The sequence below is a fragment of the Streptomyces sp. A01 genome (assembly GCF_059026195.1).
The window spans coordinates 180,469-201,823 of sequence record NZ_JBWLKN010000007.1 but is presented as its reverse complement, the minus strand read 5'-3'; the positions used below and the strand labels follow the sequence as shown (position 1 = coordinate 201,823).

At 69.9% G+C, this 21,355-nt stretch carries 21 protein-coding genes; 8 read left to right on the top strand and 13 right to left on the bottom strand.

Annotation, left to right across the window (positions count from 1 at the left end):
• Nucleotides 1–232: 232 nt before the first annotated feature.
• Nucleotides 233–601 (bottom strand): holo-ACP synthase, encoded by a 369-nt coding sequence (locus tag AC5P1B_RS12010; protein ID WP_493886863.1) that lies wholly within the window; start codon nucleotides 599–601, stop codon nucleotides 233–235.
• A 4-nt stretch (nucleotides 602–605) separates the two neighbouring features.
• On the bottom strand, nucleotides 606–2,453 hold the full coding sequence (glmS, locus tag AC5P1B_RS12005) for a glutamine--fructose-6-phosphate transaminase (isomerizing) (protein WP_493886862.1): 1,848 nt from the start codon (nucleotides 2,451–2,453) through the stop codon (nucleotides 606–608).
• A 209-nt stretch (nucleotides 2,454–2,662) separates the two neighbouring features.
• Between glmS and coaA the strand changes: the two genes are divergently transcribed.
• On the top strand, nucleotides 2,663–3,709 hold the full coding sequence (gene coaA / locus AC5P1B_RS12000) for a type I pantothenate kinase (RefSeq protein WP_493886861.1): 1,047 nt from the start codon (nucleotides 2,663–2,665) through the stop codon (nucleotides 3,707–3,709).
• Nucleotides 3,710–3,722: 13 nt separating this feature from the next.
• Nucleotides 3,723–4,655, top strand: coding sequence for a DUF389 domain-containing protein (locus AC5P1B_RS11995; RefSeq protein ID WP_493886860.1), 933 nt, complete (start codon nucleotides 3,723–3,725; stop codon nucleotides 4,653–4,655).
• A gap of 37 nt (nucleotides 4,656–4,692) precedes the next feature.
• Here the strand turns inward: AC5P1B_RS11995 and AC5P1B_RS11990 are convergent, their stop codons facing one another.
• From AC5P1B_RS11990 to AC5P1B_RS11980, 3 genes are read right to left on the bottom strand one after another with little or no spacing between them, the layout of a single operon-like run.
• A complete protein-coding gene (locus tag AC5P1B_RS11990) occupies nucleotides 4,693–4,899 on the bottom strand; it encodes a DUF397 domain-containing protein (RefSeq protein WP_493886859.1) in 207 nt (68 codons plus the stop codon).
• Nucleotides 4,900–4,957: 58 nt separating this feature from the next.
• The gene (locus AC5P1B_RS11985) at nucleotides 4,958–5,164 is read right to left on the bottom strand and encodes a DUF397 domain-containing protein (RefSeq protein WP_493886858.1); all 207 of its coding nucleotides are present in this window, start codon (nucleotides 5,162–5,164) and stop codon (nucleotides 4,958–4,960) included.
• On the bottom strand, nucleotides 5,161–6,042 hold the full coding sequence (locus tag AC5P1B_RS11980) for a helix-turn-helix domain-containing protein (protein WP_493886856.1): 882 nt from the start codon (nucleotides 6,040–6,042) through the stop codon (nucleotides 5,161–5,163). The genes AC5P1B_RS11985 and AC5P1B_RS11980 overlap by 4 nt, the downstream gene beginning before the upstream one ends.
• Before the next feature lie 211 nt (nucleotides 6,043–6,253).
• On the opposite strand from AC5P1B_RS11980, the gene AC5P1B_RS11975 reads away from it, so the two are divergent.
• Nucleotides 6,254–6,679, top strand: a complete 426-nt coding sequence (locus tag AC5P1B_RS11975; RefSeq protein WP_493886854.1) for an ATP-binding protein — start codon at nucleotides 6,254–6,256, stop codon at nucleotides 6,677–6,679.
• A 12-nt stretch (nucleotides 6,680–6,691) separates the two neighbouring features.
• On the top strand, nucleotides 6,692–7,099 hold the full coding sequence (locus tag AC5P1B_RS11970) for a hypothetical protein (protein WP_493886853.1): 408 nt from the start codon (nucleotides 6,692–6,694) through the stop codon (nucleotides 7,097–7,099).
• A 17-nt stretch (nucleotides 7,100–7,116) separates the two neighbouring features.
• Here AC5P1B_RS11970 and AC5P1B_RS11965 read toward each other — a convergent pair whose 3' ends face one another.
• A complete protein-coding gene (locus AC5P1B_RS11965) occupies nucleotides 7,117–7,785 on the bottom strand; it encodes a TetR/AcrR family transcriptional regulator (RefSeq protein WP_493886852.1) in 669 nt (222 codons plus the stop codon).
• Nucleotides 7,786–8,533: 748 nt separating this feature from the next.
• Between AC5P1B_RS11965 and AC5P1B_RS11960 the strand changes: the two genes are divergently transcribed.
• On the top strand, nucleotides 8,534–9,514 hold the full coding sequence (locus AC5P1B_RS11960) for an esterase/lipase family protein (protein ID WP_493886851.1): 981 nt from the start codon (nucleotides 8,534–8,536) through the stop codon (nucleotides 9,512–9,514).
• A 99-nt stretch (nucleotides 9,515–9,613) separates the two neighbouring features.
• On the opposite strand, the gene AC5P1B_RS11955 is transcribed toward AC5P1B_RS11960, so the two are convergent.
• On the bottom strand, nucleotides 9,614–10,525 hold the full coding sequence (locus AC5P1B_RS11955) for a helix-turn-helix transcriptional regulator (RefSeq protein WP_493886850.1): 912 nt from the start codon (nucleotides 10,523–10,525) through the stop codon (nucleotides 9,614–9,616).
• 86 nt (nucleotides 10,526–10,611) lie between these two features.
• Between AC5P1B_RS11955 and AC5P1B_RS11950 the strand changes: the two genes are divergently transcribed.
• Complete coding sequence (locus AC5P1B_RS11950; RefSeq protein ID WP_493886849.1) at nucleotides 10,612–12,237, top strand: MFS transporter; 1,626 nt, start codon at nucleotides 10,612–10,614, stop codon at nucleotides 12,235–12,237.
• Between the two features lie 21 nt (nucleotides 12,238–12,258).
• Here AC5P1B_RS11950 and AC5P1B_RS11945 read toward each other — a convergent pair whose 3' ends face one another.
• Nucleotides 12,259–12,690, bottom strand: coding sequence for a MerR family transcriptional regulator (locus AC5P1B_RS11945; protein ID WP_493886848.1), 432 nt, complete (start codon nucleotides 12,688–12,690; stop codon nucleotides 12,259–12,261).
• Between the two features lie 199 nt (nucleotides 12,691–12,889).
• Between AC5P1B_RS11945 and AC5P1B_RS11940 the strand changes: the two genes are divergently transcribed.
• Nucleotides 12,890–14,629, top strand: coding sequence for an MFS transporter (locus AC5P1B_RS11940; RefSeq protein ID WP_493886845.1), 1,740 nt, complete (start codon nucleotides 12,890–12,892; stop codon nucleotides 14,627–14,629).
• 198 nt (nucleotides 14,630–14,827) lie between these two features.
• Here AC5P1B_RS11940 and glmM read toward each other — a convergent pair whose 3' ends face one another.
• From glmM to AC5P1B_RS11920, 4 genes are all read right to left on the bottom strand, one after another.
• Nucleotides 14,828–16,186, bottom strand: a complete 1,359-nt coding sequence (gene glmM / locus AC5P1B_RS11935; protein WP_493886843.1) for a phosphoglucosamine mutase — start codon at nucleotides 16,184–16,186, stop codon at nucleotides 14,828–14,830.
• Between the two features lie 133 nt (nucleotides 16,187–16,319).
• The gene (gene rpsI / locus AC5P1B_RS11930) at nucleotides 16,320–16,874 is read right to left on the bottom strand and encodes a 30S ribosomal protein S9 (RefSeq protein WP_493886842.1); all 555 of its coding nucleotides are present in this window, start codon (nucleotides 16,872–16,874) and stop codon (nucleotides 16,320–16,322) included.
• A 42-nt stretch (nucleotides 16,875–16,916) separates the two neighbouring features.
• Complete coding sequence (gene rplM / locus AC5P1B_RS11925) at nucleotides 16,917–17,360, bottom strand: 50S ribosomal protein L13 (RefSeq protein ID WP_493886841.1); 444 nt, start codon at nucleotides 17,358–17,360, stop codon at nucleotides 16,917–16,919.
• A 340-nt stretch (nucleotides 17,361–17,700) separates the two neighbouring features.
• Nucleotides 17,701–19,320: an ABC-F family ATP-binding cassette domain-containing protein gene (locus AC5P1B_RS11920; RefSeq protein WP_493886839.1), complete on the bottom strand. Its 1,620-nt coding sequence runs from the start codon at nucleotides 19,318–19,320 to the stop codon at nucleotides 17,701–17,703.
• A gap of 92 nt (nucleotides 19,321–19,412) precedes the next feature.
• Between AC5P1B_RS11920 and AC5P1B_RS11915 the strand changes: the two genes are divergently transcribed.
• A complete protein-coding gene (locus AC5P1B_RS11915) occupies nucleotides 19,413–20,246 on the top strand; it encodes a hypothetical protein (RefSeq protein WP_493886838.1) in 834 nt (277 codons plus the stop codon).
• A 352-nt stretch (nucleotides 20,247–20,598) separates the two neighbouring features.
• Here AC5P1B_RS11915 and AC5P1B_RS11910 read toward each other — a convergent pair whose 3' ends face one another.
• Complete coding sequence (locus AC5P1B_RS11910) at nucleotides 20,599–21,351, bottom strand: hypothetical protein (protein WP_493886836.1); 753 nt, start codon at nucleotides 21,349–21,351, stop codon at nucleotides 20,599–20,601.
• Between the last annotated feature and the right edge of the window lie 4 nt (nucleotides 21,352–21,355).

Here is a 21,355-nt window from a genome sequence, read left to right as displayed (position 1 = left end):
GAACGCGATACGGCGACCCGGATAAACACCCGCGCCCCGCCCAGGGCTCGACCGCCCGCGTACGCGCCGGCAGCCCGCGCGCCGACACCGACCGACAACCCCGGACACCAACCGGCAACCCCCGACACCGACCAGCAACTCCCGCCGCCAACCGGCAGCCCCCGCCACCGGGCGCCGCTGCCCGCCCAGGCGAGGGCTCGTCCAGGCGAGGGCTCGTCCAGCCGAGGGCCCGTCAGCCCTCCGCGATCACCACCGCCGAGGCGACTCCCGCGTCATGGCTGAGGGACACGTGCCAGCCACGGACGCCGAGCAGCGCGGCGCGCTCGGCGACCGTGCCCTTCACCCGCAGCCGGGGCTGGCCGCTGTCCTCCGTCCAGACCTCGGCGTCCGTCCAGTGCAGCCCGCTGGGCGCGCCCAGCGCCTTCGCCAGGGCCTCCTTCGCCGCGAACCGGGCCGCCAGCGAGGCGACGCCCCTGCGTTCGCCGCTGGGCAGCCACAGCTCACGGTGGACGAAGACGCGGTCGGCGAGGCCGGGCGTCCGTTCCAGCGCCGCTCCGAACCGGGCGATCTCCGCGACGTCGATTCCCACCCCCACGATCACGGCCTCACTCCACCGTCACGGACTTGGCGAGGTTGCGCGGCTGGTCGACCTCGTTGCCGCGCGCCGTCGCCAGCTCGCACGCGAAGACCTGCAAGGGCACCGTGGCGACGAGAGGCTGCAACAGGGTCGGGGTCGGCGGGATCTCGATGAGGTGATCGGCGTACGGGGCCACGACGTCATCGCCGCGCTCGGCGATGACGATGGTGCGGGCGCCACGGGCCCGGATCTCCTGGATATTGGAGACGATCTTGTCGTGGAGTACGGACCGGCCGCGTGGCGACGGTACGACGACGACCACCGGCAAATCGTCCTCGATCAGCGCGATCGGCCCGTGCTTCAGCTCACCGGCGGCGAAGCCCTCGGCGTGCATGTACGCCAGTTCCTTGAGCTTGAGGGCGCCCTCAAGGGCGACCGGGTAGCCCACGTGCCGCCCGAGGAACAGCACGGTGTTCTTGTCGGCCAGCGACCGGGCCAGCTCCCGTACCGGCTCCATCGTCTCCAGCACCTCGTCCACCTGGGTGCCGATCTCGGACAGCTCCCGGATGACGGAGTGGATCTCGTCGCCCCACTTGGTGCCGCGCACCTGGCCGAGGTAGAGCGCGACCAGGTAGCAGGCGACGAGCTGGGTGAGGAACGCCTTGGTAGAGGCGACGGCGACCTCGGGACCCGCGTGCGTGTACAGCACGGCGTCGGACTCGCGGGGGATGGTCGAGCCGTTGGTGTTGCAGATGGCGAGCACGCGCGCGCCCTGCTCGCGCGCGTGCCGCAGCGCCATCAGGGTGTCCATGGTCTCGCCGGACTGGGAGATGGCGATGACCAGCGTGCGCGGGTCGAGGATGGGATCGCGGTAGCGGAACTCGCTCGCCAGTTCCGTCTCGCACGGGATGCGGGTCCAGTGCTCGATGGCGTACTTGGCGATCATCCCGGCGTGGAACGCGGTCCCGCAGGCGACGATCACGACCTTGTCGACCTCGCGGAGCACCGAGACGGGGATGCGGATCTCGTCCAGGCAGAGGCTGCCGGAGCCGTCGATGCGGCCGAGCAGCGTGTCGGCGACCGCCTTCGGCTGCTCGGCGATCTCCTTCAGCATGAAGTAGTCGTAGCCGCCCTTCTCAGCGGCCGACGCGTCCCAGTCCACGTGGTACGGGCGGACCGCGGCGGGCGCCCCGTCGAAGCCGGTGACGACCACCCCGTCCCTGCGCAGCTCGACGACCTGGTCCTGGCCCAGCTCGATGGCCTCGCGAGTGTGCGCGATGAACGCGGCGACATCGGAGGCGAGGAAGAACTCGCCCTCGCCGACACCGACGACCAGCGGCGAGTTGCGCCGCGCCCCGACGACCACGTCCGGCTCGTCCGCGTGCACGGCCACCAGCGTGAAAGCGCCCTGAAGACGTCCGCAGACCTGCCGCATCGACTCGGCGAGGTCCCCGCTGGCGGAGAAGGACTCGGCCAGCAGATGGGTCACGACCTCGGTGTCGGTCTCCGAGGCGAGGTCGTGGCCGCGTTCGGCCAGCTCGGCGCGGAGGGCGGCGAAGTTCTCGATGATGCCGTTGTGGACGACGGCGACCCGGCCCGAGTTGTCCAGGTGAGGGTGGGCGTTGACGTCGGTCGGCCCGCCATGGGTGGCCCACCGGGTGTGGCCGATGCCGGCGGTCCCGCTCGGCAGCGGCCGGTCCGCCAGGGTTTTCTCCAGGTTGGCGAGCTTGCCCGCCTTCTTCGCCGCGGCCAGCCCGCCATCGGCGAGCACGGCGATCCCCGCCGAGTCATAGCCACGGTATTCCAGCCGCTTGAGCCCGGCCAGGACGACATCGAGGGCGGACTGCCCTCCCACGTAACCAACGATTCCGCACATGGGGGCAGCGTACGGCGCGTACCCGCGCGGGCGTGTCACCGCGTCAGACGGCCCGGCCGGAGGCCGCCCAGCGGCCCCCACGGCCCGCCCGGTCACCGAGTGGTCCACGTCCTTATCCACCCGTACGCACACCCGTACACACGCGTGCGCGGGCGTGGCGTGACCGAACGCACGCCCCGTACCGCCCCCGCAGCCCCGACAATGGCTCAGTGATCACGTCTTCGGTGAGCGGCCAGCAGGCAGGCTGCCAGCAAGCGAACGGTCCGGCGGGCGGTCAGCAGGCGGGTGGCGCGCAGCGGCGGGCCGAGTCGAGCCCGTATGTCGATCTGTCCCGCGCGGAGTGGAGCAAGCTTCGGGAGAAGACCCCGCTGCCGCTGACGGCGGAGGAGGTCGAGCGGCTGCGCGGGCTCGGTGACGTCATCGACCTCGACGAGGTACGCGACGTCTACCTGCCGCTGTCCCGGCTGCTGAACCTGTACGTCGGCGCCACCAGCAATCTGCGCGGCGCGCTCAACACCTTCCTCGGCGACGCGGGCAGCGGGCAGGGCGCCCAGCCGGGCACGCCCTTCGTCATAGGGGTGGCGGGCAGCGTCGCCGTCGGCAAGTCCACCACCGCCCGGCTGCTCCAGGCGCTGCTGGCCCGCTGGCCGGAGCACCCCCGGGTGGAGCTGGTGACCACTGACGGCTTCCTGCTCCCCAACGCCGAGCTGCACCGGCGCGGGCTGATGTCACGCAAGGGCTTCCCGGAGTCGTACGACCGCAGGGCGCTGACCCGGTTCGTGGCCGACGTGAAGGCGGGCAAGGACGAGGTGACCGCTCCCGTCTACTCGCACCTGGTCTACGACATCGTGCCGGACGAGCGGCTGACGGTGCGGCGCCCCGACATCCTCATCGTCGAGGGCCTGAACGTGCTCCAGCCCGCGCTGCCGGGCAAGGACGGCCGCACGCGCGTCGCGCTCGCCGACTACTTCGACTTCAGCGTGTACGTGGACGCCCGTACGGAGGACATCGAGCGCTGGTACCTGGGCCGGTTCAAGAAGCTGCGCGAGACCGCGTTCCAGAACCCGTTCTCGTACTTCCGCAAGTACACCCAGGTCTCCGAGGAGGAGGCGCTGGACTACGCGCGGATGATCTGGCGCACGGTCAACAAACCCAACCTCCAGCAGAACGTCGCCCCGACCAGGGGACGCGCCGCGCTCGTGCTCCGCAAGGGCCCCGACCATAAGGTGCAACGTCTGAGCCTGCGCAAACTCTGAGGAGCCCAGCACCATGCTGCACCTGCGGCTGAACCTTCCCGCCGACCGCACCGACGAGGTGGTCTCGCTGCTGGAGCGGACCGTCGGCACCGCGCATCTCGCGGTCCTGACCGGAGCCGCGCGCGACCCCGCCGGGGACGTGATCATGTGCGACGTCGCGCGCGAGGCCGGTGACGACCTGCTGAAGCGGTTGCGCGACCTCGGCGTCGACGACGCGGGCTCCATCGCCGTGGAGAACATCGACCTGTCGCTGTCCACACGGGCCACCAAGGCGGAGGCGGACGCGCCAGGCGCAGGCTCGGACGCCGTGCTGTGGGAACACCTCACGGACGCCACCCAGGAGGAGTCCACCCTCTCGGTGACCTTCCTCGCCTTCCTCGCCGTGGCGACGATGCTGGCCGCGTGCGGTGTGGTGCTCGACAACGCGATCCTGATCGTCGGCGCGATGGCCGTCGGCCCGGAGTTCGGCCCGCTGGCCGGGCTGTGCACGGCGCTCGTACGGCGCATCCCGAAACTGGCCTGGCGTTCCCTGCTCGCCCTGCTCGTGGGCTTCGCCGTGGCGATGGCGATGACCACGCTGTTCAGCCTGTTCATGGACGCGGTGGACCTCTTCCACAAGGCCGACGTGGAAGCCGAGCGCCCCAACACGGCCTTCATCTACCGGCCCGACTGGTTCTCCTTCGTCGTGGCCTTCCTCGCCGGTGTCGCCGGAATGCTCTCCCTCACCTCGGCGAAGTCCGGCGCCCTGGTGGGCGTGGCCATCTCGGTCACCACGGTCCCGGCCGCCGCCAACGCCGCCGTGGCCCTCGGCTACAGCGAATACCGCCAGGCGTGGGGCTCCACCGAACAACTCCTGCTGAACCTGGCGGGCATCGTCATCGCCGGAACACTGACGCTGCTGGCGCAGCGGCTGTACTGGTCCCGGCACGCACGGCCCGGGACGTGACGTCCCGGGCCGTGTCCTGTGTTTTGTGTCGGGGCTGTCAGTCGTCGAACTCCCCGGCCTTCACACCGGCGACGAACGCGGCCCACTCGCCGGGCGTATAGAACTGCGTACCGGCGTCGGGGTTCTTGCTGTCCCGCACCGCGCGGCCACCGTCGGCGGTGCGGGCGACTTCAACACACTCCGTGTTCTGCCCCGCCGAAGCAGTTGACTTGATGAACGGGCCGACTATTTCCTGGTTCTTCATGCCGTCTCCGTCTCTCTCGCTCCGGGACGCTTCTTACCGCTGCGCGGGGGTGGTGGTATCAGTCGTCAAACTCCCCGGCCTTCACACCCGCGACGAACGCGGCCCACTCGCCCGGCGTGTAGAACTGCGTACCGGCGTCGGGGTTCTTGCTGTCCCGGACCGCGCGGCCACCGTCGGCGGTACGGGCGACCTCCACGCAGTCCTGCGTACCTCCCTGTGAGGCACTGGCCTTCCTGAAAGCGGTCACGATTTCCCGATTCTTCATTCCGCTGCTTTCTCGCTCTCGTCGACGTCTCTTATCGCCTTCTCAAGGAAAGACAGGCTGTTGTCGGGGGTGAGCGCCGCCGACCGCAAGGCTTCGAAGAGCTGCGCATGTCTTGCCATGGCGTCCAGGTCTTCGAGGATGACCGTGCTCGTCGTCGTGTCGTACCCGACAGCCTCGGGAGCAGGCTCAGGACCGAAGCTGAACATGACGAAGTGTGAGGTCATGTGAGCGGCTAGCCACTCTGTTACCGGGAGGACCTGAACACTGACGTTCTGCCGCTGAGCCACACTGTGGATGTGAACCAGTTGCTCGCGGTGAATCTTCCGCGAGGGCATGGGGGACGTAAGAGCTGGCTCCCAAATAACAGCCGCGAACCGCGTACCGGTCTCCTCGATCACACGCCGCCGGGCCTGCCTGACGGCGACCATCTCATCGACGGCTTCCGGGGTATGGCAGTCGAGTCCCGCGGCGAGAAGGGTCTTGAGGTAGTCGTCCGTCTGAAGCAAGCCAGGGATGAAGAGCGGCTGCCAGGTCCGGATGTAGGTAGCGTCCGTCTCCAGCGTGATGAAGTCGGCGTAACCCTCTTCTTTTGAAGCCCACGGATAGTTGAGCCACCAGCCGCGCTTATTCGAGTCACGAGCGAGCTGTTCGAGCCGTAGATAAACATCCCGCTCCTCGACCCCGTACAACTCCAGCATCAATCGCACGTCACCGGGCCGGGCCGAGACCTGTCCCGCTTCGATCCTGCTGACCTTCGTCTTCGATCCCGCGATGTGCTCAGCCGCGTGCTGCTGATCAAGCTTCGCCGATTCGCGGTACCGCCGAAGGGCCGCACCCAGGCGCCTACTTCGCACGGTAGGACGTCCGCCTGCGGGCATGTCCCCTCCTCCACTGCCTGTAACCAGTCTGCATAGGAACGGACGCTACACACTAGCCCGTTGACGACGGGGAGTTATCCGCGATTTCGCGAGTAGCGCACAGTTGCGCATGGCCGCGATCGCGGTCTACCGTGAATCGCGTCACACAGTGTCGCCGCATCAGGTCACTGCGTGATCAAAATCCCGCCCGCCAACTGACCTTGGGGGACGTATGTCCGGGCGCACGCACGTCAAGAGTTTCCAGGTCCGCCGAGACTCGGTGGCCGAAGCACGCCACCACGTGGCGGCCCTCCTCATTCAGTGGAAGCTTCAGCCACTGGCCGACACGGCTGTCGCCATCGTCAGCGAGCTGGCCGCCAACGCGGTCATCCACACGGGGGACGCGGGCCCGTCCTTCGAGGTCGTCATACGGCGCAGACGGGGCGTTCTCGTCCTGGAAGTCTCGGACTCGTGCCCGTGGCAGCGGCCTGAGCCGCAGAAGGCGGGCCCGGAGGACACCTCCGGCAGGGGCCTGCTCATCGTGAGCGCGCTCTCCGCGCGCTGGGGGGTCCGGCCGCGAAGGTCAGGCAAGACGGTGTGGGTCCACCTGCCGATCCAGCCTCCGAGCCACATCCCCACTCCCACCCCGCACTCGTAGCGAAGGCACGCCATGCACGACCACGCACCGCTCCGCCCCCGCCCCGGCTACTGGTGCACCTGCACCACCTTCACCCCGGTCACGAGCCACACCGCCTACGCGATGCCGCAGTCAAGAGAGGTCGGCACGCCTACCCAGGCGCTCATCTGGATTCGGGTGGCCTTACGGGTCATCGTGTCCGCCCTCCCGCTGACCGAAGCGCAACGCGCCCACACGTGGCTGGACCACGGCCAGTGGATCGCCCTGTGCCAGCTGAGGCACGGCGGGACCGTCACCTTCTCCGTGACGGTCAACGACACCCGTATCGAATGGGCCGCGCTGCCCGTCCGCTTCCTCCCGCTCGCGGAGCGGGGCACCAGAGAACTCCCCTTCTGCGCCGACCAGTTCGCTGACGCTCCCCGCCGCGGTCGGCACCCGTGACGTAGCCGGAGCGCCGGTCACCGCTCCGGACCACCGCCCGGCCATCCACAGGGCCGCAGCATGCCGACAAGCATCAACACCAACTCGTTCACGATCGCGTCGAGGGTCACGTCCACATAGCCCGCCGACCAGTCGTGGAGGAGGCCGTTGACCGCGCCGACGAGGGCGGCGGCCGCTACCCGGTAGTCGCGGGTGGCGGCCTCGCCACGGGCGGAGGCTGTCGTCAGTTCGGCGAGAATCAGCTCCGCCCACCGCACCCGGCGCGCCATCCGGTGGCGTTCAAACTCCGGGCTGACGCCGACCACCTCGATGAACGCGATGCGGGTGCGGCGCGGGTCGCAGGTCACGGCCTCGGCGTACGCGCGGAACGCGGCGGTCGCCCGCTCCTCGACCGTGCCGTCGGCGACTTCGCCGAGCGCCGCCACGGCTGCCTCCTCGGCCCAGCCGTTGACCTGGAGATGGAGGACGGTCAGCACCTCCTCCAGGTTGCTGAACTCCTCGTAGAACTGCCGCGTCGACAGGCCCGCCTCTTCGCACAGGGCGGTGACCGATGTGGCGCGATATCCAGGGCTGTCGCCGAACAGCTGCAACCCGGCGTCGATCAGCCGCCGCCGTCGTTCCGCGCGGCGCTCCGTCGCCGTTTTTCCCGCGTACCTACCTGTGGGCTGCTTCGCAGCACCAGCCACCGGCACCTCCTTCGGACTCCCCGTGACAGGTGTCCCGCGATTCTCCTCGCGCGAAGCCCTTGTCAGGCGACCGCCCCAGCTTTACCGTCAGGTAACACGTTCTGAACACGCACCTTTTCGGACTGCGTCAACGGCGAGGCAGGTTTTATGGAGCGACCAACTCCGCTACGTAGAGAGCTGGTTGACGCGTACGTCGGCGGGCCCGCCGCCGCTTCGGCCCGTACGGCGGGCGCGTCGCGCACGGCGCGTCCGACGGTCGCCGCCATCGGCCCCATTGCCGCCATCGCCCGCAGCGCCACGAGGAACCGAGCACCGGCCGACGGCTGACGCGCTCCCCGGCACCGCCCCCGCCCCGGCCACGGCAGGGACGCACGACCTACCAACCGGGAACCGCCACAGCCGCGCCACATCAAGGAACACGGAGCACGGAGCACACAGCCGCACGCGCGGCGCCGACACGGACGCGGCGCCGGACACCGGCTGACGCTCAGCTCACCCAGCTCGCCTAGCTCTCCCAGCTCACCGCATCACCTGGCACGCCTGCGCCCAGGGTGCGGCCGCCGTACCCGCGCGGCCTTCGCCCTGACCGTCGCCGTGCCGTGCCCGTGTGCCGCCATGCCCCGGTGCGCGGCACCGTTCACGCCCGCTTCACCCGGCACAGCCCTCGCCCCACGAGTGGCATGCGCACTCCCACCCCACAGGCGGCTCCGGCATGCCCGGACGCCGCGCGCCTTCCCCTGGAGGAACCATGGCAAGAGCATCCTTCCGCGCCCGCCCGCCACGCCCACTGCGCGCGGCGCGCCGCTGGATAGCCGCGGTCGGTACCGCGCTGTGTCTGGGCGCCACGGCCCTGACCACCGCGGGCCCGGCCCAGGCAGAAGAGCAGCGGGACCTCCCGGTCGGCGGGCTGTCGCAGGCCGTCAGCAACTTCCTCCTCCGCCCCGGGTCCGTCGCCGGGGCCAACAACTGGGACTGTAAGCCCACCAAGGAGCACCCGTACCCCGTCGTCCTCGTGCACGCCACCGGCGTGAACCTCGGCTCGAACTGGGCACGGCTCGCTCCGACCCTCGCCAACGAGGGCCACTGCGTCTTCGCCTTCAACTACGGCATGAACCACCTGTCGCTCAGCCGCGTCGGCGGCCTCGCCGACATATCCGCCTCGGCGAAGACGATGGACTCCTTCGTCAACAAGGTGCTGGCCACCACCGGTGCCAAGAAGGTCAACGTCCTCGGCCACTCCCAGGGCGGCATGATGCCGAACTACTACCTCAAGCGGCTGGGCGGCGCCAGCAAGGTCAACACCTTCGTCGCCATGTCACCGAGCAACCACGGCACCACCCTGAGCGGCCTGACCAACCTCGGCGAGGCGCTGGGCGTCCTCGGCTTCGTCAACAACATCTTCAACTGGGTCGGCCTGCCCGGCCTCCAGCAGCAGGAGATCAACTCGGAGTTCCAGAAGGCCCTGTGGGCCGACGGGGACACCGTGCCGGGCGTGAACTACGTGGTGCTCCAGACCAAGCACGACAAGGTGATCACCCCGTACGGCAACGCCTTCCTCAAGGGCGACAACGTCAGGAACGTCCTCATCCAGGACCAGTGCCCGAAGGACCCGGTCGGCCACGTCGGCATGTTCCTCGACGGACCGGCCGTCCAGAACGTCGTGAACGCGTTCGGCGCGAACGACCCGGACTTCAAGCCGGAGTGCACGGGCTACGGCCTGCCGCTCTGACCTCTGCCACCCCGAACGCCATGGTCGCTGGAAGCGGTCGCACGACCGCTTCCAGCGACCAGCCGCGTCACAAACGGCTAGCACAAGCGGCCAGCCGCCTCACGGCGCGCCGGAGCGCGTCCCACTGGCCAGCAAGCCCGCCGGTCCCAGCCGCCGGTAGCGGTCGATGAGGCCGTCCAGCAGCCGCGCCGTCGCAGGACTGTCCGGCGTGTAGACCCACAGCTTGCTGTCGGGCGTGGAGACCGCCGCGAAGGCGGACGTGGTCACCGTGATCTCGTCTCCGTCCACCGTCCAGAACGACTTGCTGCGGGCGGTCGGCGCGGCGACCTCCTGCCGCGCCCACATGGCGGCGAAACGCGGGCTCTCGGCGGACAGCTGCCCGATGAACTCGGTCCAGTACGGGTCGTTGACGCGGCGGCCGAACTCGGCCCGCAGCTGGGCGACCATGAAGGAGACCTCCCGCTCCCAGTCGACGAGCGGCTGCACCCGCTCGTCGGCGGTGAACAGATGCCACAGCACATTACGCCGGGCCCGTGGCAGCAGCGCCATGGACGGGTCGAGCGCCGCGTAGGCGTCATTGAACGCGAGAACGTCGTAACGGGCGCTCGTGATCGTCGCGGGCAGCGGGGTCAAGGCGTCCAGAATGACCTGGTTCTGCGTCGGCTGCGGGTCCGTCGGCGCACCGGCCGGGGCGCTGGGGGCGTCCACGAGCCGGTAGAGATAGCCGACCTCGGTCGAGTCGAGCCGCAGCGTCCTGGCGATCGCGTCGAGCACCTGGACGCTGGGGTTGATCTGCCGCCCCTGCTCCAGCCACGTGTACCAGACCACCCCGACCCCGGCCAGCTCGGCGACCTCCTCACGGCGCAGCCCGGGCGTACGACGGCGACGCCTGCTCGGGAGGCCGGCCTCCTCGGGGGTGATGCGTTCACGGCGAGCCCTCAGGAAGGCGGCCAGCTCGGTACGGCGCGGAGCACTGGGATCGATGACCGTCACCCCATCATCCTGCTCCATGACATCAAGGGGGTACCAGATACCCCCGGGTACCAGGATGAGCTGGTATCTGGTACCCCCCTGCGGGCATCGGGATCATCGGCGCCATGAGCGAAACCACGCGGCACCCCGCGCGCCCAATGCCAGCGCACACCGCCACCGCCACCGCCACCGCCACACACAAGCACGAGCACGAACAGCCACCGGGACGTGAACCCGACCCCGCCCCCGACCCCGGACAGGACCAGGAACAGACACAGGAACAGACACAGGAACAGCCGCAGGACGCCAGACGCGGCGGCAACCGCATGCTCGTCGTCCTGCTGGGCGCGGTCTTCATGGCGCTGCTCGACTCGACCATCGTCAACGTCGCCACCCCGACGATCGGCACGGACCTCCACGTAAACGGCTCCGCGCTCCAGTGGATCGTCTCCGGCTACACCATCGCCTACGCCGCGCTGCTGGTCACCGGCGCCCGCCTCGGAGCCCGTAGCGGATTCCGGGCCATGTTCCTGTACGGGCTGGTCACCTTCACCGCGTCCTCCCTCGCCTGCGGTCTCGCCCCGGGCGCGGGTCTCCTGATCGGCGCCCGCGTGGTGCAGGGCGTCGGCGCGGCGCTGATGATGCCTCAGGTCTACAGCCTGATTCAGCTGAGGTTCGAAGGGGCCGAGCGGGCACGCGCGCTGAGCCTGTACGCGGCGGTGATCGGCCTCGGTGTCGTGGCCGGTCAGGTGGTCGGTGGCCTGCTGGTCAGCGCGGATGTGCTCGGGACCGGCTGGCGGCCGGTGTTCCTGATCAACGTGCCGGTCGGCGTCCTGCTGGTGGCCGCCGGACTACGCGTACTGCCGCCCGGCAAACCCGCGGCGGCCAAGAGCCTGGACCTCCCGGGCCTGGCCACCCTCACCACGGCGCTGCTTCTGCTGGTCGTGCCGCTGGTGCTGGGCCACGACCAGCACTGGCCGGTGTGGGCGAAGGTCTCGCTCATCGCGTCGGCCCCGATGTTCGGCGTGTTCGTCCTGGTCGAGCGGGCCGTCGCGCGCCGCGGGGGCGCGCCGCTGGTGCCAGGCCGGGTGCTGAAGGCCCCGGGTCTGGCGTCCGGGGCGACGGCGCTGTTCTTCGCGATGGCCGGGTACGCCGGGTTCCTGTTCGCCTTCTCCCAGCATCTCCAGTCCGGGCTCGGCCAGTCGGCGACCCGTACCGGCCTGACCTTCGCGCCGCTCGCCATCGGGGTGGCGACGGGAAGCCTCACCTGGCGGAAGGTTCCCGCGCGGTGGCATCGGCCGATGATCGCCACGGCCTGCGCGGTGGCGGCCATCGGCTACGGCGCGATCGGGCTCGGCATGCGCACGGGCGGTGACGGTGGCCTCGCCCTGCCCGCGTGGCAGTTGGTCTGCGGGCTGGGCATGGGCTATATCACCAGCCCGCTGCTGACTGTCGCGCTGGCCGGGGTCGCTCCCGCCGACGCCGCGGACGCCAGCGGCGTCCTGACCACCGCCGCGCAGGTCGCCCAGGTGCTGGGGGTCGCCGCGTACGGAAGCGTGTATCTGTCCGGCGCCGGAGACCCGGTGACGGCGCACCTGTCGGCGCACGCCATCCACCAGACGGCACTGCTCGTCACGGCGGGCGCCGTGGTCAGCGCGCTGGCAGCGCTCCTGCTGCCACGTACGACCCGAACACCACGCGCATCCCGCACATCCCGCGCGTCCCGAACATCGCGTACGCCACAGACGTAGAAACCCTCGGGCGCCCGGTGTTCAGCCGCGACGCAGCGCGTACGGCGCTTCGGCCACCGCGTCGGCGGGCTCGTCGCGGTCGCCGTCCCACGCGGCCCCGGCGGGCACGGGCGCGGCGACGATGCCGTCCAGTATGTCGCGGGCGGCGCGGAGTTCGTCCATGGCCGCGCTGATCCGGGCGCGTTCCCTGGCAAGGTCGTCGAGCAGTTCGGGGCAGTCGGCGGCGAGCTGCCCGCCGTTGACGACCATGCAGGGCAGGACGTCGGCAATGGTCACGGTACTGAGTCCGGCGGAGAGCAGCGTCCGGATGTGCCGCACCGTCTGGACGTGATCCTCGCTGTATTCGCGATACCCGCTCGGCCGCCGCAGCGGATGCAGCAGCCCCTGCTCCTCGTAGTACCGCAACGCCCGTTCGCTGACTCCGGTCAGCCGGGACAACGCCCCGATGCGCATGTGACCTCCCCGAACTCCGCCCGCACCCACGCCACAGACCGCACTCACCGAAGACGACGCGCACTCCACAGACACGTGACAAGTGGCAAATGGAAAGTGACAAATGGCAAGTAACACACATCAAGTAACACGTGGCAACACAGCTCGCCCGCGAAGGGAGTTGACTCTGACATCGACGTGAGGGTTTAGCTTACGCGGCATGCCAACCGAAACGACCCGTGCGCCGTACCGGGACACCAGCCACCGACTGGCAGGCCCCCGGGAATGGCTCGGGCTGGCCGTCCTCGCCCTCCCCACCCTCCTGCTCGCCATGGACGCCACCGTGCTGTACCTGGCCGTCCCCCACCTGAGCCTGGCACTCCAGCCCAGCGGCAGCGAGCTGCTCTGGATCGTCGATATCTACGGCTTCATGATCGCCGGTTGCCTGGTCACCATGGGGACGCTGGGCGACCGGATCGGCCGCCGGAAGCTGCTGATGATCGGGTCAGCCGCGTTCGGCGTCGCCTCGGCGTGCGCCGCCTACTCCACCAGCCCCGGCATGCTCATCGCGGCCCGCGCACTGCTCGGGGTGGCCGGGGCGACCCTCATGCCGTCCACCCTCGCGCTCATCACCACCATGTTCCGCGATCCCCGGCAGCGCGGGACGGCCATCGGCGTCTGGGCGACCTGCTTCTCGGCCGGTGTGGCGCTTGGCCCCGTGCTCGGCGGCGTGCTGCTCCAGTCGTTCTGGTGGGGCTCGGTCTTCCTGCTGGGCGTGCCGGTGATGGCCCTGCTGCTGGTGGCCGCGCCGGTGCTGCTCCCCGAGTACCGCGACCGGCAGGCCGGACGCGTGGACCTGCCCAGTGTCGCCCTGTCCCTGGCGGCGATCCTGCCCGTCGTCTACGGCATCAAGGAACTGGCCAAGACCGGCCTCGCCGTGCTCCCCGCCCTCGTCCTGGCGGGCGGTCTGGTCCTCGGTGTGGTGTTCGTACGCCGCCAGTCCGGGCTGGCAAGTCCGCTGATCGACGTCTCCCTGTTCAGGAACCGTTCCTTCAACGCCGCCCTGGGCATCCAGCTGTTCGGCATCGCGGCCCTGGGCGGGGTCTATCTGTTCATCACCCAGTTCACGCAGCTGGTCGAGGGGCTGTCGGCGCTCGAAGCGGGGCTGTGGCTGCTGCCCGCCGCCGGGGCGCTCATCGTCGCGTCCACCCTGACTCCCGCTCTCGCCCGCAAGATTCCGGCCGCGTACCTTCTCGGGGCGTCACTGGCGGTCTCGGCGATCGGTTACCTGATCCTCACCCAGGTCGGCAGCGTCTCCGGGCTGCCCGTCCTCGTGACCGGCTTCGTCATCGTCTACCTGGGCGTCAGCCCGATGTTCGTGCTGGGAACCGACCTGATCGTCGGGGCGGCCCCACCGGAGAAAGCGGGCTCAGCCGCCGCGATGTCCGAGACCGGCACCGAGTTGGGCGTCGCGCTGGGAGTCGCCGTTCTGGGGACCGTGGGCGCCGCCGTCTACCGCGACCAGATGGCCGACGCCGTACCCGAGTCGGCCCCGGCCGCGGAGGCCGAGCCCGTACGCGAAAGCCTGGCCGATGCCACGGCCACCGCGGGCGACCTCCCCGACCAGTTGCGTGACCAGCTCCTCGACCCCGCCCGAAGCGCGTTCACGGACGGCCTGAACCTCGTCAGCGGCATCAGCGCCCTGCTCGCCATCGCCCTGGCCGTACTGGCCGTCACCCTGCTGCCGCGCACCCGCCCCGACGCGGCGCCTGACGACCTCGCAGAACCCGGCGCACCGACGATCCCCGGCACCACGCCCACCGACGCACGGGACACCGACGCACCAGCCGCCGACCCCACGGGCACCAGCGCCGCCACCAGCACCGCCACCAGCCTCAAGGCCACCGACCGCGCGGTCACCGGCGAACCGGCCCTGCGGACAACCGGGCCCCAACGCTGACCACACGACGGCAGAGCGCGCCGTCGGCCAAACCGCTGCGGGGACGCAGCGCCGGACGGACCGGGGCCCGCACGCGGTCCGCCGACAGGGGACCGGCGCGGAGCCCGGGACGGCCCGCACAACACCACGGCCCGCCGGACAACCACCCGGCGGGCCATGACAACACCCCGTCACACGAGGAAAGGGAGCGGAACAGCCCTACCCCAGCGAGGACTTCACCACATCGGCCAGTCGGCCGGCGACCGAGCGGGCCTGGTCGATGTCGGCGGCCTCGACCATGACGCGGACCAGCGGCTCGGTGCCCGAGGAACGCAGCAGCACCCGGCCCGTCGCGCCCAGTTCGCGCTCGGCGTCGCTGACCGCGACGCGCAGCTCGGCCGAGGTCGTCACCCGGGACTTGTCCACGTCGGGCACGTTGATCAGGATCTGCGGCAGCCGCTCCATGACCCCGGCGAGGTCGGCCAGCGAGCGGCCGGTCGCGGCGACTCGCGCGGCCAGCAGCAGACCGGTCAGCGTGCCGTCGCCGGTGGTCGCGTGGTCGAGGACGATGACATGCCCCGACTGCTCGCCGCCCAGCGCGTAGCCGTGCTCCTTCATCTCCTCCAGCACATAGCGGTCACCGACCGCCGTCTGTACCAGGGACAGCCCCTCGCGCTCCATGGCCAGCTTGAACCCGAGGTTCGACATCACGGTCGCCACCACGGTGTTCTTGCGCAGCGCGCCGGAGTCCCGCATGGCCAGCGCCAGTACGGCGAGGATCTGGTCACCGTCGATCTCCGCGCCGTCCGCGTCCACCGCCAGGCAGCGGTCGGCGTCACCGTCGTGGGCGACACCGAGCGCGGCGCCGTGCTCGACGACGGCGGCGCGCAGCTTCGCGAGGTGCGTGGAGCCGCACTCGTCGTTGATGTTGAGGCCGTCGGGGTCGGTGCCGATCGTGATGACCTCGGCACCGGCCCGCGCGAACGCCTCCGGGGAGACCCGCGCGGCGGCGCCGTGCGCGCCGTCGATGATGACCTTCAGCCCGTCAAGCCGGTTCGGCAGTACGCCGATCAGGTGCGCGACGTAGTTGTCGAAGCCCGCGTCGTACGTCGTGACCCGGCCCACGCCCGCGCCGGTCGGCCGCTCCCACGGCTGGCCGGAGGCGTGCGACCGGTACGTTTCCTCGATGCGGTTCTCCAGCTCGTCGGCGAGCTTGTGGCCGCCGCGCGCGAAGAACTTGATGCCGTTGTCCGGCATCGGGTTGTGGCTGGCCGACAGCATGACCCCGAGGTCAGCGCCGAGCGCGCCCGTCAGATAGGCGACGGCCGGGGTCGGCAGCACGCCCACCCGCAGGACGTCCACGCCCGCACTGGCCAGGCCGGCCACCACGGCCGCCTCCAGGAACTCCCCGGACGCGCGCGGATCACGCCCCACCACCGCCACTGGCCGATGGCCTTCAAACGTGCCCGCCTCGGCGAGCACATGCGCTGCGGCGACCGACAGGCCGAGCGCGAGCTCCGCTGTCAGGTCGGCGTTGGCGACACCGCGCACACCGTCCGTACCGAAGAGTCGTCCCACTGGTGTCCTCCGAGATCACGTGACATGAACCAGGGTTTACGTCCAGGTATACGCCCCTGGTCACCCATAAACGAACGCCCCGGCGGCACGATTGGTGCCGCCGGGGCGTCGAAGCAGCGCAAAAGCGCGGTGATTAGCGCTTGCTGTACTGCGGGGCCTTACGGGCCTTCTTCAGACCGGCCTTCTTACGCTCGACCGCACGGTCGTCACGCTTGAGGAATCCGGCCTTCTTCAGGGCGCCGCGGTTGTTGTCCTCGTCGGCCTCGTTCAGCGCACGGGCGACGCCAAGGCGCAGCGCACCGGCCTGACCGGAGATGCCGCCGCCGCTGATGCGGGCGACAACGTCGTAGCGGTCGTCGAGCTCAAGCACCTTGAAGGGCTCGTTGACTTCCTGCTGGTGCACCTTGTTGGGGAAGTAGCCCTCAAGGGTGCGACCGTTGATCTTCCACTTGCCGGTGCCCGGAACGATCCGGACGCGGGCGATGGCGTTCTTGCGACGACCCAGGCCGGCGGCGGGCTGCGGGTCACCGAAGCGGGACGCGAGCGACTCGCTCGTGTACTCCTCGGGAACCTCGGCGTCGTTGACCTCGTCGACGGTCCCGGTCTCGACGACCTCGTCGACAGCGGGGGTCTCGACCGGGGCGTCAGCCGGGGTCTCGACGGGGGTCTCTGCGGTGGTCTCGGCCACGATGCTCCTCAGATTTCTTTTCGTCTTAGGGGGTGGCCGGAACTACTGCGCGACCTGGGTGATCTCGAACGGGACCGGCTGCTGAGCAGCGTGCGGGTGCTCGGACCCCGCGTAGATCTTCAGCTTCGAGAGCATCTGACGGCCGAGGGTGTTCTTGGGGATCATGCCCTTGATGGCCTTCTCAACGGCCTTCTCGGGGTTCTTGTCCAGCAGCTCGTCGTAACGGACGGACCGCAGGCCACCCGGGAACCCGGAGTGGCGGTAGGCCATCTTCTGGGTCCGCTTGTTGCCGGACAGGTGGATCTTGTCGGCGTTGATGATGATGACGAAGTCACCAGTGTCAACGTGAGGGGCGTAGACGGGCTTGTGCTTGCCCCTCAGGAGGGACGCGGCCGTCGCGGCCAGACGGCCCAGGACGACGTCCTGCGCGTCAATGACGTGCCACTGGCGCTGGACATCGCCGGGCTTGGGGCTGTACGTACGCACGGTCGTAGCCTTCGCTTCTTCAGTGTTGGGGTGTCCCCAAGCCCCTCGGGCTTAGGGGAAGGGTCCTGACAAGGCCACCCGGTCGATCACGACAGCCTTGGCGGCGCTACGGGGACGCAACCCGAGTGCCTGCCGCTGGTCATCGGCCCGGTGGACCGGCGTAAGGGCCCCTCGCGTGAGAACGACCAAGCCAATACGCATAACGAACTCGCAGAATACCGGCCCGCCCCCATCCGGGTCAAAACGGCTCCCGAACCCCCGTACGACCGCGTCACCCCACCAGCGGCACCGCTCCCCCACTCACCACACCAGCCCCACCCACAGCACAGCACCACCACGCTCAGCGGGCGCGGGCCACGCGACCCTCGTCCCACACGGGCTCCGGCGCCTCCCGCACCACACCATCCGCGCCGAACACCAGGAACCGGTCAAAGGACCGGGCGAACCAGCGGTCGTGCGTGACAGCGAGCACCGTCCCCTCGTACGCCTCAAGCCCCTCCTGCAACGCCTCAGCGCTCTCAAGATCCAGGTTGTCCGTCGGCTCGTCCAGCAGCAGCGCCGTCGCGCCCGCCAGCTCAAGCAGCAGGATCTGCATCCGGGCTTGCTGCCCTCCGGAGAGCCTGTCGAAGCGCTGGTCCCCCTGGCGCTCCAGTTCATACCGGCGCAGCACGCTCATCGCCCCGCCCCGGTCCTTGGCGTGCTCGGTCCACAGGATGTCCACGAGCGTGCGCCCCACCAGCTCGGGATGGGCGTGGGTCTGCGCGAAGTGCCCGGGGACCACCCGCGCGCCGAGCTTCCAGCTCCCCTCATGCGCCACGTCACCCCCGGCGAGCAGGCGCAGGAAGTGCGACTTCCCCGACCCGTTCGACCCGAGCACGGCCACCCGCTCCCCGAAGAACACCTCAAGGTCGAACGGGCACATCAGCCCGGTCAGCTCCAGACCCGCGCACGTCACCGCCCGGATTCCGGTCCGCCCGCCCCGCAGCCGCATCCGGATGTCCTGCTCACGCGGCGGCTCCTGCGGCGGCCCCGCCTCCTCGAACTTCCGCAGCCGCGTCTGTGCGGCCTGGAGCCGGGAGGCCATATCCGAGTTGTACGCCGCCTTCTGCTTGAACATGATCACCAGCCGCCGCAGCTTGGCGTGCTCCTCGTCCCACCGCCGCCGCAGCTCCTCAAAGCGCGCGAACCGCTCCTTACGCGCCTCGTGATACGTCCCGAAGCCACCGCCGTGCACCCACACGTCACTGCCCGCCGGGCTCGGCTCCACGCTGACGATCTTCTCCGCCGACCTGGCCAGCAGCTCCCGGTCATGGCTGACGAACAGCACCGTCTTCTTGGTCTCCCGCAGCTGGTCCTCAAGCCACCGCTTGCCGGGCACGTCCAGATAGTTGTCCGGCTCATCGAGGAGCAGCACCTCGTCAGGCCCGCGCAGCAGCGCCTCAAGCACCAGCCGCTTCTGCTCGCCCCCGCTCAGCGTCCGCACCTCACGCCACTGCGCCCGCTCATACGGCATGCCCAGCGCCGCCATGGTGCACATGTCCCACAGCGTCTCGGCCTCATACCCCTGCGCCTCGGCCCAGTCGCTCAGCGCCTGCGCGTACGCCATCTGCGCGGCCTCGTCGTCGACGGTCATCACCGCGTGCTCCGCGGTATCCACCGCCTTCGCCGCCTCCCGCACCCGGGGCTGCGCCACCGAAACCAGCAGGTCCCGCACGGTCCGCTCATCACGGACGGACCCCACGAACTGCGGCATCACCCCCAGCCCGCCGCCGACCGTCACACTCCCGCCATGCGGCTGCAACTCCTGCGCGATCAGCCGCAGCAGGGTCGTCTTCCCCGCCCCGTTCGCCCCGACCAGCGCGGCCACCGCGCCCTCACCCACCCGGAACGACACGTCACCGAGCAGCACCCGGCCGTCCGGGAGGTAGTACTCCAGATGCGCCGCCTCGACATGTCCCATAGACAGCGATTGTCCCGGCCCCACCGCCCACGACCAACCGGTTTACCCAGCACCCCGCAGCCACCGACCACCGGCCCCATAAGATGCGCGGCATGAGCTTTGGGCAAGGGGGGCCATACGGGCCCGGGGGACCGCCGACACCCGACTGGGCGGCACTGGCCGACGACACCGCCGCACGCGGCCGCCGCCGCAAGTGGCTGCTCTTCGGCGGCGGACTGGCGGCCGCCGCGGTCGCGGCGGTCGTCGCGACAGCCATAGCGACCAGCGGCGACAACAAGAACTCCGACAACAACAACGCCTCACAGCTGCCCACCCCCGAGAAGCTGCCGAGCGAGTCGATGACGCCCGAGCCGACGTTCTCCGACTTCGACCCGCCCGCGCCACCCAGCCCTCTGGAGATCATCTCCAGCAAGAAGCGGGACACCGCGCCCCTCACCGCGGGCACCCTCTTCCCCGGCGACAAGGCCCTGGTCGAAGGCCGTACGTACAAGAAGGCAGCCACCTCCTCGACCAAGAACTGCGCCTCAGCGGCCCAGGGCGTCCTCAGCGGCGTCCTCACCTCCAACGGCTGCCGCCAGGTGATCCGCGCGACGTACACCAAGGACGGCGTAGCCGTCACCGTCGGCATCGCCGTCTTCGACACGAAGGCCGCCGCCGCCACAGCGAAGAACCAGGCCAAGCCCAACATCGCCTCGGTCTCGGGCGACGGCGTAGGCACCTTCTGCCGCAGAACCGACTGCCACTCCACCAGCAACGCCGTCGGCCGCTACGGCTACTTCACGATCGCGGGCTACACCAACGGCAAGCCCGTCACCACGAAGGAAACCAAGGCCCACCAGACAGGCCGCGACCTGGCCGAACACGCCTTCCGCCGCATCATGGCCCGCGCCAACGCCCAAGCCTCAGCAGCAGCAACCAACAACTGACCACACGCGAGCCACCACGCACACCGACGGGCACGCCCCAGGAACAACCACGGGCACACCACGGGGATCAAACGATCAGCCGCCCACAGACACAAGGCGGACACACACCGACGGGCACACCCCAGGGACAGCGACGGGGACGCCACGGGGATCAAACGGTCAGGCGCCGACGGACGCGAGGGGGACGGGGCCGGAAGGGCGGGGGTTCTGGACGCTTACGTGTATTTGTGGCGCCGATGAGAGGCCCACCTCTCGCTGTGGGCCGAGGGCGCCGTAAATATACGGTCCAGGACCCCCAAGCCCTGGAGGCCCCGGCCCCCGCCCCACAACGCACCGCAAGCGCACCGCAAGCTCAGCCCGCCGCCTTCTCCACCTTCGCCACCTGCGCCTCAACCACAGCCTTCGGCATCGAGACCTTCTTCGGGTCCATCATGTTCCCCGCGAAGACAACGGTGACGTTCTTACCGCTGCGCACCACCGTGAACAGGCTCGGCTCCCCCTTCGCCGCGTCCACCGCCCGGTACGCCAGCGTCTCGTCGCCCAGCTTCCCGCCCTCGACGACCTCCACCTTGCTGAAGCTCTGCTTCTTCCCGTCACCGGTCTTCATCGCGAAGCCGCCCGAGCACGCCCCGGTCGACTCCCGCAGCTCCTCGACGAAGGTCTCCGCGTCGTTCCCCGTGTACGAGGACAGCCGGATCATGCCCAGCAGACCCAGGCTCCCCAGGTCCTTGCCGTCACCCTCCGTGAACGTCCCGTACGTCGACGCCGACGGCTTGGGCACCGGCGTCGAGCCGAGCATCGCCGCCAGCGGCTGACACTTCGCCTCGTCCGCCTTCGGCGCCCCGCCACCCGCCGCGTCCTTGGCCGACATCTGCTGGAACACGAAGCCCTTGACGTCGCCCTTGACCAGAGCCGCCTTTTTCAGCTGCGCCTCGGTGAGCACAGCGCCTTCACCGCTGCCGCCCTTGCCCTCACCCCCCGCGGAGGAGCTGCCGCCCTTGGACGGCTTCTTGTCGTCGGAGTCATCGCTGCCGCACGCGGCGGTCAGCCCCAGCACGCCGGCCATGGAAACGGCGACCAGCACCCTCGACACGGAATTCTTCACGTTC